The 15,067-nt window shown below is 71.8% G+C and carries 16 protein-coding genes; 9 read left to right on the top strand and 7 right to left on the bottom strand.

Annotated elements, in window-relative coordinates:
* The first annotated feature begins 23 nt into the window (after nucleotides 1–23).
* A complete protein-coding gene (locus tag BJ998_RS17725; RefSeq protein WP_184863067.1) occupies nucleotides 24–569 on the top strand; it encodes a hypothetical protein in 546 nt (181 codons plus the stop codon).
* Nucleotides 570–632: 63 nt separating this feature from the next.
* Here BJ998_RS17725 and BJ998_RS17720 read toward each other — a convergent pair whose 3' ends face one another.
* Nucleotides 633–3,005, bottom strand: coding sequence for a transglycosylase domain-containing protein (locus BJ998_RS17720; RefSeq protein WP_312890176.1), 2,373 nt, complete (start codon nucleotides 3,003–3,005; stop codon nucleotides 633–635).
* A gap of 244 nt (nucleotides 3,006–3,249) precedes the next feature.
* Between BJ998_RS17720 and BJ998_RS17715 the strand changes: the two genes are divergently transcribed.
* Nucleotides 3,250–3,552 carry a WhiB family transcriptional regulator gene (locus tag BJ998_RS17715; RefSeq protein ID WP_184863063.1) on the top strand — a complete coding sequence of 101 codons (303 nt, stop codon included), beginning with the start codon at nucleotides 3,250–3,252 and terminating at the stop codon, nucleotides 3,550–3,552.
* Between the two features lie 98 nt (nucleotides 3,553–3,650).
* Here the strand turns inward: BJ998_RS17715 and bagB are convergent, their stop codons facing one another.
* The 3 genes from bagB to BJ998_RS17700 all read right to left on the bottom strand — a co-directional run bounded on the left by bagB (nucleotide 3,651) and on the right by BJ998_RS17700 (nucleotide 6,097).
* Complete coding sequence (gene bagB / locus BJ998_RS17710; RefSeq protein ID WP_184863061.1) at nucleotides 3,651–4,775, bottom strand: ATPase BagB; 1,125 nt, start codon at nucleotides 4,773–4,775, stop codon at nucleotides 3,651–3,653.
* Entirely contained in the window at nucleotides 4,775–5,779 is a 1,005-nt protein-coding gene (gene bagA, locus BJ998_RS17705; RefSeq protein ID WP_184863059.1) for an ATPase BagA, read from the bottom strand. The genes bagB and bagA overlap by 1 nt, the downstream gene beginning before the upstream one ends.
* 66 nt (nucleotides 5,780–5,845) lie before the next feature.
* Nucleotides 5,846–6,097, bottom strand: a complete 252-nt coding sequence (locus BJ998_RS17700; RefSeq protein WP_184863057.1) for a hypothetical protein — start codon at nucleotides 6,095–6,097, stop codon at nucleotides 5,846–5,848.
* Between the two features lie 35 nt (nucleotides 6,098–6,132).
* On the opposite strand from BJ998_RS17700, the gene sp36 reads away from it, so the two are divergent.
* The 4 genes from sp36 (at nucleotide 6,133) to BJ998_RS17680 (ending at nucleotide 8,355) form a co-directional block, all read left to right on the top strand.
* Nucleotides 6,133–6,288, top strand: a complete 156-nt coding sequence (gene sp36, locus BJ998_RS17695; protein ID WP_116174671.1) for a Sp36 family protein — start codon at nucleotides 6,133–6,135, stop codon at nucleotides 6,286–6,288.
* Complete coding sequence (locus BJ998_RS17690) at nucleotides 6,285–6,740, top strand: RidA family protein (RefSeq protein ID WP_184863055.1); 456 nt, start codon at nucleotides 6,285–6,287, stop codon at nucleotides 6,738–6,740. The genes sp36 and BJ998_RS17690 overlap by 4 nt, the downstream gene beginning before the upstream one ends.
* A 90-nt stretch (nucleotides 6,741–6,830) precedes the next feature.
* Entirely contained in the window at nucleotides 6,831–7,427 is a 597-nt protein-coding gene (locus BJ998_RS17685; RefSeq protein WP_184863054.1) for a hypothetical protein, read from the top strand.
* A gap of 13 nt (nucleotides 7,428–7,440) precedes the next feature.
* Nucleotides 7,441–8,355 (top strand): hypothetical protein, encoded by a 915-nt coding sequence (locus tag BJ998_RS17680; RefSeq protein ID WP_184863052.1) that lies wholly within the window; start codon nucleotides 7,441–7,443, stop codon nucleotides 8,353–8,355.
* A gap of 67 nt (nucleotides 8,356–8,422) precedes the next feature.
* Here BJ998_RS17680 and BJ998_RS17675 read toward each other — a convergent pair whose 3' ends face one another.
* Complete coding sequence (locus BJ998_RS17675; RefSeq protein ID WP_184863050.1) at nucleotides 8,423–9,310, bottom strand: Gfo/Idh/MocA family protein; 888 nt, start codon at nucleotides 9,308–9,310, stop codon at nucleotides 8,423–8,425.
* A 90-nt stretch (nucleotides 9,311–9,400) separates the two neighbouring features.
* On the opposite strand from BJ998_RS17675, the gene BJ998_RS17670 reads away from it, so the two are divergent.
* Nucleotides 9,401–10,234 (top strand): NUDIX hydrolase, encoded by an 834-nt coding sequence (locus BJ998_RS17670; protein ID WP_221338045.1) that lies wholly within the window; start codon nucleotides 9,401–9,403, stop codon nucleotides 10,232–10,234.
* A complete protein-coding gene (locus tag BJ998_RS17665) occupies nucleotides 10,231–11,037 on the top strand; it encodes an MBL fold metallo-hydrolase (RefSeq protein WP_184863046.1) in 807 nt (268 codons plus the stop codon). The genes BJ998_RS17670 and BJ998_RS17665 overlap by 4 nt, the downstream gene beginning before the upstream one ends.
* Nucleotides 11,038–11,041: 4 nt before the next feature.
* On the opposite strand, the gene dnaN is transcribed toward BJ998_RS17665, so the two are convergent.
* On the bottom strand, nucleotides 11,042–12,130 hold the full coding sequence (gene dnaN / locus BJ998_RS17660) for a DNA polymerase III subunit beta (protein ID WP_184863044.1): 1,089 nt from the start codon (nucleotides 12,128–12,130) through the stop codon (nucleotides 11,042–11,044).
* A gap of 140 nt (nucleotides 12,131–12,270) precedes the next feature.
* Between dnaN and BJ998_RS17655 the strand changes: the two genes are divergently transcribed.
* Nucleotides 12,271–13,719 carry a CehA/McbA family metallohydrolase gene (locus BJ998_RS17655; protein WP_184863042.1) on the top strand — a complete coding sequence of 483 codons (1,449 nt, stop codon included), beginning with the start codon at nucleotides 12,271–12,273 and terminating at the stop codon, nucleotides 13,717–13,719.
* On the opposite strand, the gene BJ998_RS17650 is transcribed toward BJ998_RS17655, so the two are convergent.
* Nucleotides 13,694–14,944: an MFS transporter gene (locus BJ998_RS17650; RefSeq protein WP_184863040.1), complete on the bottom strand. Its 1,251-nt coding sequence runs from the start codon at nucleotides 14,942–14,944 to the stop codon at nucleotides 13,694–13,696. The genes BJ998_RS17655 and BJ998_RS17650 overlap by 26 nt on opposite strands.
* Between the last annotated feature and the right edge of the window lie 123 nt (nucleotides 14,945–15,067).

Here is a 15,067-nt window from a genome sequence, read left to right as displayed (position 1 = left end):
AGGTTGTACCCGAGGGTCCTGGCATGACCGAGTACGGCCGCGAGCGCGAACGCAGGCGCAGGCAGCGTTCCCTGCTCTGGCTTGGCTACCTCGTGGTGATGGGTGTTGTCCTGGCGTTGCGGGTCGGGCCATGGGTGGCCCTGGCCGGTGTCGGGGCCATCGCGATGGTGATCTACGCCGTGCTCACGCTGTTTGTTTGGCGTGATCGGCGTGCGGAGCTGCGTCGGCGGGCTGCGGGCGAGCCGCCGTCGTGGTCCGCGCAGTTGCCGGTCGTGGTCGCGCGGCAGTTCGGCGGTGTCACCCCCGGCCGGCACGGTCGTGAGGAGGTCGGCGAGCTGTTCGGTCGCTTGCGGTACCTGGGTGATCGACTGCGTTGGGAGCCCAGCGAGGCGTTGCGCGCGAAGGGCACCGAACCGGTGACCTGGGACCGATCCTGGAGGCCGACGGTGGTCCCGCTGTGGGGCCCGGGAAGTCAGGGCTGCCTCACGTTGACCAACGCCGATGGCGCGGAGGTGGACGTGTGGGTGCGTAATCCACGTGACCTGAGTCGGACGCTGGGGCTCGGTTAGTCGGTGCCGCAAAAGTGGGCGGGGAACACTTCAGTGCTCCCCGCCCACTTTCCGTGTCAGCGGTCAGCCGCCCGGTGTGTTGGCTCCCGTTGTCGGTGCCGGTGATGTAGCGCCGGGCGCCTGGGGCACGAAGCCGGTGCTCACGTAGAGCGTGACGTTCTGGCTGTGCGGGGCGGAGCCGATGGGGGTCTGGCCGACGACGGTGCCCTTGGGGGCGGTGGAGTTGAAGTCGGCGGTCTGCACGCCGGAGTAGCCGGCGGCCTTCAACGCGTTGGTGGCGTCGCCGACGTTGCGGCCGACGACGTACGGGATGGCCGGCCCGTGGTTGTTCTTGTCCAGGTACGCCGGGTCGGCGTTGGGCAGCTGCAGCACGGGCGAGTTGCCGAGGATCTGGTTGAAGGCGTTGAAGAACGGCGGCGCGGCGATGGTGCCACCGAAGGCGCCGACGTTGCCACCGCAGCTCTTGCTGGTGCGGATGGGCAGCGAGCCGCAGATGGGCAACGGGTTGGAGCCGTCGTTGAACACCAGCGACGAGGTCGAGTAGTTGGGCAGGATGCCGAGGAAGCCGACCGACTCGCTGGCGTCGGTGGTGCCGGTCTTGCCGGCGAGCGGGCGAGTCCAGTGGGCGTTGCGGGCGGCCGCGGCGGAGGTGCCGCTGATGGTGTCGTCCTTGAGGCCGTTCATGATCGTGTCGGCGACGGCCTTGTTGACGACCTGCTCGCACGGCGGCGTGTTGATCTGCACCGGCTTGCCGGTGTGGTCGACGACGCTGGCGATCGGGTTGGGCGGACACCACACGCCGCCGCTGGCCAGGGTGGCGCCGACGTTGGCCAGCTCCAGTGGGCTGAGCGGACTCACGCCGAGCGTGAACGACGGGCTGTTCAGGAACGACTGGCTCTGCGGCACGCTGTAGAGCTCGCTCTGCTGGCTCGGGTCGGGCGTCTTGCCGGCCTGGTTGGTCTGCATGGTCTTGCGCATGCCCAGCCGGGACGCCATGTCCAGCACGGCGGGCATGCCGGCGTCCAGCTCGACCTTGGTGAACGAGGTGTTCGGCGAGATGGCGAGCGCCTGGCGCAGGCTGATCGGGTCCGGGTTGATGGAGTCGTCGTTGGACACCGGGTAGCACTTGGTGTTCTGGTCGTGCCGGGGCAGCTGGAAGCAGGTGCTCTTGGGGTTGGGGATCGGGGTGTTGAGGCCGACCTGCCCCTTCTCCATGCCGGCCGCGGTGGTGAACAGCTTGTAGATCGAGCCGGCGCCGAAGTTGTCGCTGACGTCGGCGGGCAGGTTGGTCAGGGTCTGCCCCGCCGCCGCGTCCACGCCCAGGTCCCGGTTGGCCACCAGGGCCACGATGTCGTGCGTCTGGGTGCCCGGCTTGACGATCACCATCGTGTTGGCGATGCCGTTGGCCGTCTTGGGCACGTTGTGCTCGACGGCCTGCTTGGCGATCTTGGAGATGTCCGGGTCCAGGTTGGTCTTGATCACGTAGCCGCCGGTCTGCAGCTGGTCGGAGGTGAAGCCGGCCTCCTGCAGGTAGCCCTGCACGTAGTCGCAGTAGAAGCCGTCCTCGGGGGCGACGCCGACGCAGCCGGAGCCGGGCAGCTGCGGCTCGGGGCCGACGCCCAGGTCGGTCTTCTTGGCCGCGGCCGCGATGTCGGAGGTGATCTTGCCGGTCGACTCCATGGCGTCGATGACCTGGTCGCGGCGCTGCTTGGCGGCCTGCGGGTGGTCCCACGGGGAGAAGCTGACCGGGTTGTTCACCACGCCGGCCAGCAGCGCGGCCTGCGGCAGCGTGAGCTTGTCGGGGGTGGTGTTGAAGAACACCTGCGCCGCGGTGCCGACGCCGTCCACCCGGCCGAGGAAGGTGACCAGGTTGAGGTACCGGGTCAGGATCTCGTCCTTGGACAGCTTCTTCTCCAGCTGCAGCGAGACCCGGGCCTCCTTGAGCTTGCGGGCGACGGTCTGCGCCTGGGCCTGCTCCTGGGCGGCCTTGTCGTCCCGGCCGGCGACCAGCACCTGGTAGTTCTTCACGTACTGCTGCGTGATGGTGGACGCGCCCTGGGACACGCTGCCGTTGACCTGGTTGGTCAGCAGCGCGCGGAAGGTGCCCTGCCAGTCGACGCCGGAGTGCTGGTAGAAGCGCCGGTCCTCGATGGCGACGATCGCCGCCTTCATCACCGGCGCGATCTGGTCGGACGGCGTGTTGACGCGGTACTGCTGGTAGAGGTACGCGATCGGCTTGCCGTTGCGGTCCTCGACCACGGACATCAGCGGCGGATCGGTGGTGACGAGGTCCGCCGATGTGGCGTCGACCGTGTCGCTCGCGCGGTTGGACACCACGCCCAGCGCACCCACGGTGGGGAACAGCATGCCCGCGACCAGAACCCCGGCCAAAAGGCACAGACCAACCAACTTCACGAGACCGTTGCCGACACGCACGACAGCCACAGTACGCGCCATCACGTGGTGCTTCCGTGTGAGCGCTCACCGCGACGTTCATTCACCACTTCGGGTGGGTGAAGCTCACATTCGGGTAACCCGGTGTTGGCAGGGGAACCGGATGGCTCTACAGTCCGTCAACGTCTCATGACAACGCCCGACGGCAGTCCGCACCCGCGGTCAGCCTACGGCAGCCGGTACCGGGGGGTATCGGTTTTGGACGAGACGTAGGGGAGCGGGGGTCATGCAGTTCGTTCAGGGGGATTGGCGTGTCAGCGCCTCGTGTCGGGATGAAGATCCGGAACAGTTGTTCGTCAGGGGCGCTGAGCAGCGCAAAGCCAAGGTCATCTGCCTGAGCTGCCCGGTGCGGACCGAGTGCCTGTCCGAGGCGCTGGACAATCGCATCGAGTTCGGCGTGTGGGGTGGAATGACTGAGCGTGAGCGCAGGGCTCTGCTGCGTCGCCGACCGGATGTGGACTCGTGGTTCGAGTTGCTGGAGTCGGCGCGGCGCGAGCATGCCGATCTTGGCGAGTACAAGGTCAGTTGATCTACGCCCTTTGTTGAGGGCTCAAAAAATTAACCGATGATCAATGCGAATTTCGCCGAAGGCGGCAATCGCCTTCGGCGAAACAAGCGTGCGCCGTTTCACTCACCCGCGAGCCGGCGGCCGATTTCGCGCAGCCCGGCGAGATCGTGCACGTCCTCGGCCAGCGCCGGCACGCCGGTGACGGCCACCGACGGGTGCGCCTTGGTGAAGCGGGCCAGCAGCCGCTGCTCCCGGGTCGCCACGGCCACCCGGTCGGCGTGCACCCGCAGCACGGCGGCAGCCAGCGGCGCCTCGCCGGTCCGGTCCAGCTCCTCGGCGGCGGCCAGCGCCTTGCCCGCCGGAAGGCTGGCCAGCACCGGGTGCGTCCGGTTGAGCACCAGCCCGGCCAGCGGCATCGACTCGGCGGCCAGCCGCTCCACGAAGTAGGACGCCTCGCGCAGCGCGTCCGGCTCCGGCGCGGCCACCACCAGGAACGCGGTGCCGGGCGACCGCAGCAGCTGGTAGGTCTTCTGCGCCCGCTCCCGGAAGCCGCCGAACATGCTGTCGAAGGCCTGCACGAACGCGGACGCGTCGGCCAGCAGCTGGCCGCCGATGATCGTCGAGATGGCCTTGGTGAACAGCCCGAACCCGGCGCCGACGATCTTCAGCAGGCCCCGGCCGCCGGCCCGCGCCGGCGCCGACAGCAGCCGGATGATCCGCCCGTCCAGCACGGTGGACAGCCGCTGCGGGGCGTCGAGGAAGTCCAGCGCCGACCGGCTGGGCGGGGTGTCCACCACGATCAGGTCCCACGACCCGTCCGCGGCCAGCTGGCCCAGCTTCTCCATCGCCATGTACTCCTGCGTGCCGGAGAACGACGAGGAAATGGTCTGGTAGAAGGGGTTGCCCAGGATCTGCTCGGCCCGGTCCGGCCCCGCGTGCGCCAGCACCATGTCGTCGAACGTGCGGCGCATGTCCAGCATCATCGCGTGCAGGCGGTCGGAGCTGTCGAAGCCCTCGACCACCACCCGACGCGGGGTGTTGTCCAGTTCCCGCAGGCCCAGCGACTGCGCCAGCCGCCGGGCCGGGTCGATGGTGAGCACGACGGTGCGCCGGCCCCGCTCGGCGGCCCGCGCGGCCAGCGCCGCGGCGGTGGTGGTCTTGCCGACGCCGCCGGAGCCGCAGCAGACGATCACCTTGGTCGCCGGGTCGTCCAGCAACTTGTCGACATGAAGCTTTGCCGGCATCAGCGGACCCCCTGGTCGACCAGCGTCTCGGCCAGCTCGTACAGCGCGCCGACGTCGACGCCGTCGACCAGCTCGGGCAGCTCCAGCGCGGGCAGGTCGGCCTCGGCCAGCAGCTCGCGGGCCCGCTGCTCGGCCTGCACGCGGACGGCGTGCTCGACGGTCTCCTCGACCAGCCCGGCCAGCTCGTCCTCGGGCAGCTTCAGGCCCACGGCGCCCAGCCCGGCGCGCACCCGGGCGGCGTCCACCCGGCCGCTCGCGGCGGCCGGCACCGAGCGGTCGGCCAGCCGGGCCGGCCGCACCCGGTTCACGAACACCGCGCCCGGCCGCAGGTCGGCGCCGTCCAGCTCGGCGACGGCGTCCAGGGTCTCCCGGACCGGCATCTCCTCCAGCAGGGTCACCAGGTGCACGGCGGTGTCGCCGGAGTGCATCAGCCGGACCACGCCCTCGCTCTGGCCGCGGATCGGCCCGACCTTGGCGACGTCCTGCACGGCCTTGGTGACGTCGAGGAACTTCACCACGCGGCCGGTCGGCGGCGCGTCCAGCACCACGTGGTCGTACATGTGGCGGCCGGCGGCGTCGGTGCGGCCGACGCACTCCTTGACCTTGCCGGTCTGCAGCACGTCCCGCAGCCCGGGCGCGAGCGTCGTCACGAACTCGATCGCGCCCATCCGCCGCAGCGTCCGCCCGGCGAAGCCCAGGTTGTAGAACATGGCCAGGTACTCCATGAACGCCGCGTCGGCGTCCACGGCGAGCGCGCGGATCTCGCCGCCGTCCGGGGCGGACGCGATGCGCTCCTCGGCATAGGGCAGCGGGGCGCGGTCGAACAGCTGGGCGATGCCCTGCCGCTCCTCGACCTCGACGAGCAGCACGCGACGGCCACCGGTGGCCAGCGCGATCGCCAGCGCCGCGGCCACCGTGGTCTTGCCGGTGCCGCCCTTGCCGGTGACCACGTGCAATCGGGCCCGGCTGAGTTCCTCGGTCCAGCCGACGATGGGTGTGGTCACAAGGCCAAGCCTAGGCGTCGATGCGGACGATTCGCCGCCGACGGGGCTGAGGCTTCCCCCACGCGGTCAACCGATGTGATGCATCAATATCAAGATCATGTACTGCGCGGCGACCACGCCCCAGACCACGGTCCCGGGCAGCACGGTGGCGATGAGCAGGCAGAGCACCGCGAACACCAACGAGGACCAGAGCGCGGCGCGGGCCACGTCCCCGGCGTTGCGGTTCCGGTCGTCCCGGACCTTGCCGGTGATCAGCAGGGTCATCACGATGCCGCCGAAGGCCATCAGGCAGGTCGCGATGATCCGCCACGTCTCCACGTGATCGAAAATAGCGCGCCGGATAGGCTGCCGGCATGACTAAGTGGGAGTACGCCACGGTCCCGCTGCTGATCCACGCGACCAAGCAGATCCTGGACCAGTGGGGCCAGGACGGCTGGGAACTGGTGACCGTGTTGCCCAACCCGAGCGGCGAGCAGCATGTCGCCTACCTCAAGCGGGAGAAGGCGTGAGCTGGCGGGCCAGGCTCGACGAGCTGGGCATCGAGCTGCCCGGCGTGGCCGCGCCGGTCGCGGCCTACGTGCCGGCGGTGCGCACCGGCTCGCACGTCTACACCTCGGGCCAGCTGCCGTTCGTGGCGGGCGCGCTGCCCGCCACGGGCAAGGTCGGCGGCGAGATCGGGCAGGACGAGGCCAAGGGTTACGCCCGCACCTGCGCGCTGAACGCGCTGGCGGCGGTGGACGCCCTCGTCGGACTGGACTCGATCACCCGGGTCGTCAAGGTGGTCGGCTTCGTGGCCTCCGCGGAAGGCTTCACCGGCCAGCCGGCCGTGGTCAACGGGGCGTCCGAACTGCTGGGCGAGATCTTCGGTGACGCCGGCGTGCACGCGAGGTCAGCCGTTGGGGTGGCCGAGCTACCACTCGGCGCACCCGTCGAGGTCGAGTTGATCGTCGAAATCGGCTAATTCTGTCCCCCGTTCGGGTGGCGCTAAGGTGGCGTCTCCTGGTCTGCTAGACCGCGAGAGTCACCTTCGCCACTGGAAGGGGCGGTGGGCGTGCGGGACAACGCCGAGCTGAACGCGCATGAGCTGCTGCTGAGACTGGCCGGACGGCTGTCCGACGCCCAGCTGTGGCGGTTCCGGGACTGGCTGGCGAGCGGGGCGCTGCCCGTGCTCGGCCGGGCCCTGCCGCGTGCGCTGCTGCACGACCGGATCGGCCTGACCGCCGACGAGCACGTGCTGCTCCGCGGCATCGGCGCCGACCCCGCGCTGACCAGTTCGGTGCTCGGCATCGGCGCGGTGCCGGAGCCGGCCTTCACCTTCGCCGGCGAGTCCGCCGACCAGGCCGCCAGCGGCGACCCGGTCGGCGTCGTGCTCGGGGCGACGCTGCGCGGCCGCGAGGGCCTCGGCGAGGTGCGCTGCGCGTGGCGGCACGCCGCCGACGGCCGCACGCACCGCGTGGTGCTGGTGTCGGCCGTCGCCGATCACCACCGGCTGGCCGGTGAGCTCCAGCGCATGCTGCGCGCGCTGGGCGAGCACGAGCCGTGCGTCGAGGTGCTGGCGCCGGACTTCGACCTGCCGCCGTACCACCGCGCCGCGCTCGACGTGTCCGAACTGCTGTGCTTCGGCGCTGCCGATCTCGCCCACGCCTGAAAGGAGACCCGTCGTGTCGGACGTCGCGACTGGGGACGGACTGCCCGATCGGCTCCACGACATCCTGCTTCGGATGGCCGGGCGGGTCGACGACGACGCGCTGACCTCGGCGCGCGAGCTGGTCGCCATCGCCGAGTCGGACCGCGCCGTCGAGCTGCTGGTCGGCTGCCTGATCGCCGGCGGCGTGCCGGTGACCCCGGCGGAGAACGGCCAGCTGCGGGCACTGCTGGACCAGTCCCGCTCGGACCCGGCGCTGGCCGACCGGCTCAAGGTCCGCGACACCTGGTACGCCCCGCCGCACCGGTTCAGCTACGAGCCGGACGCCGGCGCGGGCATCGGCGCGGCGCTGGCACCGGTGGTGGACTTCCTGATCGGCGTCCAGTCGGTGCACGCGGTGTGGCGGGTGACGCCCGCCGGCGCGACGCCGGGCGCGGTGCCGCAGCGGGTGGTGCTGGTCGAGATCGGTCCGGACGGGTTCGCGCCGGCGACGGCGTACCGGATCGGCCAGGCGCTGGAGGCCGCCGGCATCCGCGCCGTGGTCGAGGTGCTGAAGACGGGCGCTGACCGCAGCGACTACCACCGGCTGGCCGCCTCGGACGCGAAGCCGATCAACTTATCGGGCCAGCACGCGGCCGCCCCGACCTCGGGCGGTGGCCGTCGTGCCAAGAGCGGCGGCTCGGTCGTGCCGATCAAGCCGGTCGCGCACGCCGAGGCCAAACCGGACGTGGTCACGCAGGTCGAGCTGGCCGAACCGGTGGAGCCGGTGACCGCGGAGAAGGCCGCGCAGCCGCCGGTGCTGGAGCCCTCGGCCGACCCGTCGGCGCTCGGGCTCGTCGACTACAAGCCGATCGCCGAGGACAAGCTCAGCGACGTGGAGCGTGACCTGCTCCGCCAGCTGCACGAGGAACTCGCCCAGCGCGAGCAGTAAAGCCCCGATTCACGTTCGGAAGGGGGCATTCCTGGCGTTCAACGCCAGGAATGCCCCCTTCCGAACGTCAGGGGAGCTTGCGGATGGCCTGGTCGAGGACGGTCTGCAGGCGCAGGCCGCGCTGGGCGTCGCAGGCGTGGGTGTGCACGCCGCTGTGCACCATGGCGACGAAGTCGTCAAGCATCGCGGTGTAGGCCTGCTGCGCCGACGTCTGCCGGCCGCCGAGCGCGCGGTGGCCGTGCGAGCCGTACACCGCGAAGTCGACCACCGTCGGCCGGGTCGGCAGCCGCATGGACAGCGTCGCCGTGCTGGTCACGTCGTTCTCGTGGCTCAGGATCAGGTGCCAGAGGTCGTTGTCCGCCTTGTGCGCGGCGATCACCTCGGTGATCGGGCCCAGCGCCGCGTCGAGCAGGTCGAAGGCGTGTGGGCCGACGTCGAACAGAGCGCCCTGGTCGTGCCGCCACTGCGAGGTCGAGTACTGGCCGCCGAGCAGCGCCCCGGACAGCCACTGCGCGCTGCCGCCGGTCCAGCCGCCGACCTTGCCCAGCTCCGCCAGCCAGTCGATGACCTCGGGGGAGAACCGCAGGGTCAGCATCACCAGCGAGGCCAGGTCGTTGTCGGCGATCGTGCCGGCGATCCTGCGCGCGTCCTCGACCGTGCCGGCCAGCGGCTTCTCCAGCAACAGGTGCTTGCCGGCCCGCGCCGCGCGCAGCGCCAGGTCCGCCTGCACGGCCGGCGGCACCGCGACGGCGACCGCGTCCACCTGGTCGATCAGCTGGTCCGGGTCGTCGGCGACCTCGGCCCCGTAGCGACCGGCCAGCTCGGCGGCGGCGTCCCGGCGGCGTGCCCACACCGCGGTCAGCCGGGTGCCGGGGTGGTCGGCGATGCCGGGTGCGTGCACCGTGGTGGCCCAGGGCCCGGCGCCGATCAGTCCCACACGCAGTTGATCCTCCACGTGACGATTCTCCACGGGGCGGGACGCCGATTCGCCCTTAGGCTCGTGGACGTGCCCCAGCTGCCCGAGGAACTGACGCTGCCCGAGGCGATGGTGCCGGCCATCCCGCCGAATCCGCCCGTGACGCCCAAGGACGCGGCCACCGTGGCCCTGGTCCGCGAGGGCAGCGCCGGCATGGAGGTGTTCCTGCTCCGCCGGGTCGCCGGCATGGCCTTCGCCGGCGGCATGACCGTGTTCCCCGGCGGCGGCGTCGACCGCCGTGACGCGGACACCTCCGTCGCCTGGGTCGGGCCCGAGCCGGCTTGGTGGGGACGGCGGTTCGGCTGCGACCCGACCATGGCCCGCGCCCTGGTGTGCGCGGCCGTGCGCGAGACGTTCGAGGAGTCCGGCGTGCTGCTCGCCGGCAGGGACGACATCTCGGTGGTCGCCGACGCCGCGCAGTACGCCGACGTGCGGCACGCGCTGGTCAACCGCGAGGTGTCGCTGGCCCAGTTCCTCGCCGACGCCGGCCTGGTGCTGCGGGCCGACCTGCTGCGGCCGTGGGCGAACTGGGTTACGCCGGCCGAGGAGCCGCGCCGCTACGACACCCGGTTCTTCCTGGCCGTGCTGCCCGAGGGCCAGCACGCCGACGGGCAGACCAGCGAGGCCGACCACGCCGGCTGGCAGCGCCCGCAAGACGCGATCGACGACTGGAAGGCCGGCCGGGTCGGCCTGCTGCCGCCGACCTGGATGACCCTGGCCGAGCTGCGCGAGGCCGGCACCGTGGCCGCCGCGATGGCGATGGACCGGGCCACCGACAAGATCATTCCGAAGGTGGTCCGTCGGGGCAGCACGCTGCATGCGGTGCTGCCCGGCGACCCGGAGTACGACCGTGCGCCGCTGCACCTGGATCCGGCTCCCGGCGACGAGGTGGCGGGCCGATGAGCGACCGTCCTGCCGTCGGCGAGCGCGCCGAGCACCCCGCCTACGGCATCCTGCGGCCGGTCACGCCCACGGCCGCGGTGTTGCTGGCCGACAACCCGTCCGAGATGACGCTCGACGGCACCAACACCTGGGTGCTGCGTGCCCCCGACTCCGAGGCGTGCGTCGTCGTCGACCCGGGGCCGGACGACGAGCAGCACCTGAGCCTGGTCGCCGCGCACGGCCCGGTCAGCACCGTGCTGCTCACCCACGGCCACCCGGACCACTCCGCCGGCGCCCGCCGGTTCGCCGACATGGTCAAGGCTCCGGTGTACGCGCTGGACCCGGCCATGCGGCTCGGCTCCGAGGGCCTCTCCGACGGCGACGTGCTCGCCCAAGCCGGATTGGAGATCCGCGTCCTCGCCACCCCCGGCCACACCGCGGACTCCCTGTGCTTCTGGCTCGAACACGACGCGCCGCCGGCCGTGTTGACCGGCGACACCGTGCTCGGCCGCGGCACCACCGTCACCGACGACCTAGGGCCGTACCTCGACTCGCTGCGCCGGCTCGCCGAACTGCCGCCCGGCACCGCCGTACTCCCCGGCCACGGCCCCGACCTTCCCGACGCCGGCACCGCCGCGCGTGCCTACCTGGCCCACCGTGAGCAGCGCCTGAACCAGGTGCGAGCCGCACTGGCCCAGCTCGGCCCGGGCGCGACGGCCCGCCAGGTGGTCGAGGTCGTCTACGCCGACGTGGACCGCTCGCTCTGGTTCGCCGCCGAGTGGTCGGTGCGCACCCAGCTGGAGTACCTGCGCTCGTTGGGCTGAGGCATCACCCCTGGGTCCGGATCGGCACCACGAGGTACTGCAGCTGCCCCGAATCGGTGGTGAACATGGTCCCGCGGCGGCCGGGCTGGATCGAGAGCGTCACCTGCTTTCCGGCGAACGCCTTGAGGGCGTCGGTCAGGTAGCGCAGCTGGTAGGCCGGGTTCGGCCGGCCGCCGGTGATCTCGGCCTTGACCAGCTCCTCGGCCTCGCCGACCTGCTGGCCGCCGCCGTGCACGCGGATCTCGCCGTCGCCGAGGTCCAGCTGCACGATCTGGGGCCCCTCGCTGAACAGGCCGACTCGGCGGACGGCGCCGGCCAGGGCGTCGGCGTCGACCGTGACGGCGGCGTCGACGGTGGTGGGCAGCAGCTTGCCCTCGTCGGGCAGCGTCGAGGCCAGCAGCGAGGTGACGATCGCCGAGTCGCCCCAGACCAGCCCGGCCCGGTCACCGTCGACGTGCAGGGCGACCCGTTCCGCCGACGCCGCCTGCTTGGCGGCCTCCACGAGCAGCGCCGCCGGCACCATGGCGTCCACTTCGGACTCGCCGGTCCACGGCAGCGTCGCGATCGCCAGCCGGTACCGGTCGGTGGCGACCATGGACAGCGGCCGGTTCGGACCACCGCGCAGCCGGACGCCGGTCAGCATCGGCAGGGCGTCGTCACGGGACGCGACGGAGGCCACCACCGACAGCAGGCCGGCGAATTCCGGGCCGTCGACCTCGCCGACCCGGGCCGGCGGCTCGGCGACGCCCGGGTGCAGGTCGGCCTCCAGCAGCGGCAGCGCGAAGCGAGCGCCGGGCACTCGAACCGCGAGCCGCGAACCCTCCACGACCAGACGGACCTGCGGGGCGTCCAACGCACGCAGCGTCTCCGCCAGCGGCTTGGCCGGCACCAGGACCTGGCCGTCCTCGTGCACGGTCGCCGCGCAGCGCAGCCGCACGCCGCGTTCCCGATCGGTGCCGCGGACCAGCACCCCGTCGCGGTCCGCGGTGATCAGGACGCCGGCCAGCACCGGGTCGTACATCTTGGCCGGCAGCAGCCGGACCAGGTCGGCGAGCGTGCCGGCGAGCTGCGTGGTGGTGGCGGTGAGGTCCATGGCTCGCAAGCTACGCGGCACCCCTGACAGTTTTGGATGCCGTGCGTTCCGCGCGGGCGACGGGGTTCGGAGTTAACGAGCAACACCGTTCATCTGGAGGTGGTGTTCGAGTCACGTTCCGCCGCATAGCGTCCGGGGGCATGAGCATCAACCGGAGGGCGCTGCTCAGGGCGGGTGGCGCGTTGGCGGCCGGCGCGGTCGGCACGATGTTGCCGGGTATCGCGTTCGCCGAAGGCACGGACGGCAGCGAGCAGACCATCACCGTCACCGGTCGGTTCGAGCCGGGTGCTCCCGACTGGTACTACCTGCCGGTCGACGTGCCACGCGGGGTCGCCGAGCTGACCGTCGTCTACAGCTACGACCGCCCGCAGGTGCCGCCCGGCCAGCTCGGCAACGCGCTGGACTTCGGCGTCTTCGGACCGGCCGGCCACGAGTTGGGCAACCACCACGGCTTCCGCGGCTGGTCCGGCGGCGCCCGCGACCGGTTCACGATCAGCGCCTCGGACGCGACGCCCGGTTACCTGCCGGGCCCGATCGATCCGGGCACCTGGCACGTGATCCTCGGTCCGTACACCGTCGCCGAGCAGGGCCTGAACTACCGGGTGGACATCACGCTGCGGTTCGGGCCGCCGGGAGCCCCGTTCCAGGTGAAGCCGGCGCCGTCGTTCGCCCCGGCCCGTCGACGCGGCCGCGACTGGTACCGCGGCGACGGCCACCTGCACACCGTCTACTCCGACGGCAAGCGCACCCCGGACGAGCTGGTCGCGGCGGCCCGCGCGGCCGGCCTGGACTTCATCATCTCCACCGAGCACAACTCGCCCAGCGCCTCGCTGCAGTGGGGCCGGCACGCCACCGAGGACCTGCTGATCCTCAACGGCGAGGAGGTGACCACCCGGTCCGGGCACTGGCCGGCGTGGAACCTGCCGATGGGCCGCTGGATCGACTGGCGCTACCGCGACACCGAGCCCAACGACTTCCGGCGCTTCGTGAACGAGGTGCACTCCGTCGGCGGCTTGGTGGTGGCGGCGCACCCGTACGCGCCGTGCATCGGCTGCTCCTTCGAGTTCCGCTACGACCTGGTCGACGCCATCGAGGTGTGGAACGGCCCGTGGACCGAGGACGACGAGAAGACGCTGCAGGCCTGGGACGCGATGCTGCGGGAGGGCCGTTGGATCCCGGCGGTCGGCGACAGCGACGCGCACGCCGAGCCGCAGGTGGTGGGCCTGCCACACAACGTCGTGCTGGCCGAGGACCTGTTCGGGCCGTTCCTGTTCGCCGGGCTGAAGGCCGGGCACACCTGGATCGCCGAGTCGGCGCAGGTCCAGCTGTCGCTGATGGTGACGGACGGCCGGCGCAGCGCCGGTATCGGGGAGACGCTGCGCACGGGCCGTCCGGTGACCGTCCATGTCGAGGTGGACGGGGTGCCGGGCACGCAGACCCGGGTCCTGAACCAGACCGGGGTGGTGCACGCCGGCGCCGGGTCGGTCGAGTTCGCGACCAGCCCCGCCGACTCCGACTGGATCCGCGTCGAGGTGCGGCGGGGCGAGCAGATGGTCGCGCTGACTAACCCAGTTTTTCTTCGACGTTGACCAGGGCCGCCGTGGTCAGCGTCGACTGCTTGACGGTGCCGCGGAACGCCCACACCAGGGCGGCGATCACCAGGCCGGCGCCGGCCGCCGCGAGGAAGGACCAGCTGGTGCCGAAGTTCTGCACCAGCTGGCCGCTGGTGGACTGGCCGATGGCCAGGCCCAGCGTCACCGAGGTGATCACCCAGCCGAACGCCTCCGTGGTGGTGCCGGCCGGGGCGACCAGCTCGATCGCCGCCGAGTGGGCGGTCGACTGCGGCGTGATCAGCGTGCCCACGGCGAGCAGCGCCAGGCCCAGGCCGAACATCCCGGACGGCAGCATCAGCAGCAGCAACAGCAGTGCGAAGCCGGCCAGCAGCACCGGCAGCCGCAGGTGCATGGCCCGCGGCCACGGGCGGACGCCGTACAGCACGCCGAACGCCACCGAGCTGACCGACCACAGGCTCAGCATCAGGCCGCCGGCCGACGGCGCGCCCGCCTCGGTGGCGAACGCCGGCACCGCGACCTCGACGAAGCCGATCGTCACGCCGAAGCCCAGCGCGGCCAGCGCCACCGTGCGCATGCCGGGGCTGGCCAGCGCGCCGAGCAGGCTGGCCGGGCGCAGCTCGTCCCGGCTGGGCCGCCAGGCGCGGACCGTCGGCGTCAGCGCGAAGGCCAGGCCGCCGACGACCATGCACAGCGTGCCCGCGACCAGGCCGGTGCCGGCCCAGGGCAGCGCCGTCATCAGGCCGGCCAGGCCCGGGCCCAGGATGAAGAAGACCTCCATGCTGATCGCCTCGTAGGCGTACGCCGCCTGCCGCGCCGGGCCGGGCGGCACCAGGCGCACCCACAGGGACCGGGAGGCGGAGCCGACGGCCAGCTCGGTCAGGCCGATGCCGAAGGCCAGCAGGACCATCAGCCACTCGGGCTGGTGGGTCTCGACCGCCCACACCTTGCCGGCGACGAACAGCAGCGTCAGGCCGGCCGTCACGCACATCGGCCGGGTCGGGCCCATCCGGTCCACGATCCGCCCCTGGATCACGGAGCCGACCGAGACGCCGATCAGCGCCGCGGCCGAGGTGAGGCCGGCCGTCGCGAACGAGTCGGTGGCGCGCTGCACGTACAGCAGCAGCGCCAGGCCGATCATCGCGACCGGCAGCCGGGCCAGCGCGGAGGCGAGCACCGGCAGCTTGGCGCCGGGTGCGGTCAGGGCCGTGCGGTAGTCGGAGAGGGACGCGGACTGGGACATGCGTACCAGTATGCCAAAGATTGGTACCCACGTACCAGAGCGGAGGCGTAAGTCACGATGTAGTCACGGCGTTGCGATGAGTGGGTGAACCGCTGCAACGTAAAGACCCAATTTGGAGTCCTT

The sequence above is a fragment of the Kutzneria kofuensis genome (assembly GCF_014203355.1).
In the GTDB taxonomy this organism is placed as follows: domain Bacteria; phylum Actinomycetota; class Actinomycetes; order Mycobacteriales; family Pseudonocardiaceae; genus Kutzneria; species Kutzneria kofuensis.
The sequence above is the reverse complement of the archived record's forward strand: the minus strand, read 5'-3'. Positions and strand labels throughout refer to the sequence as shown.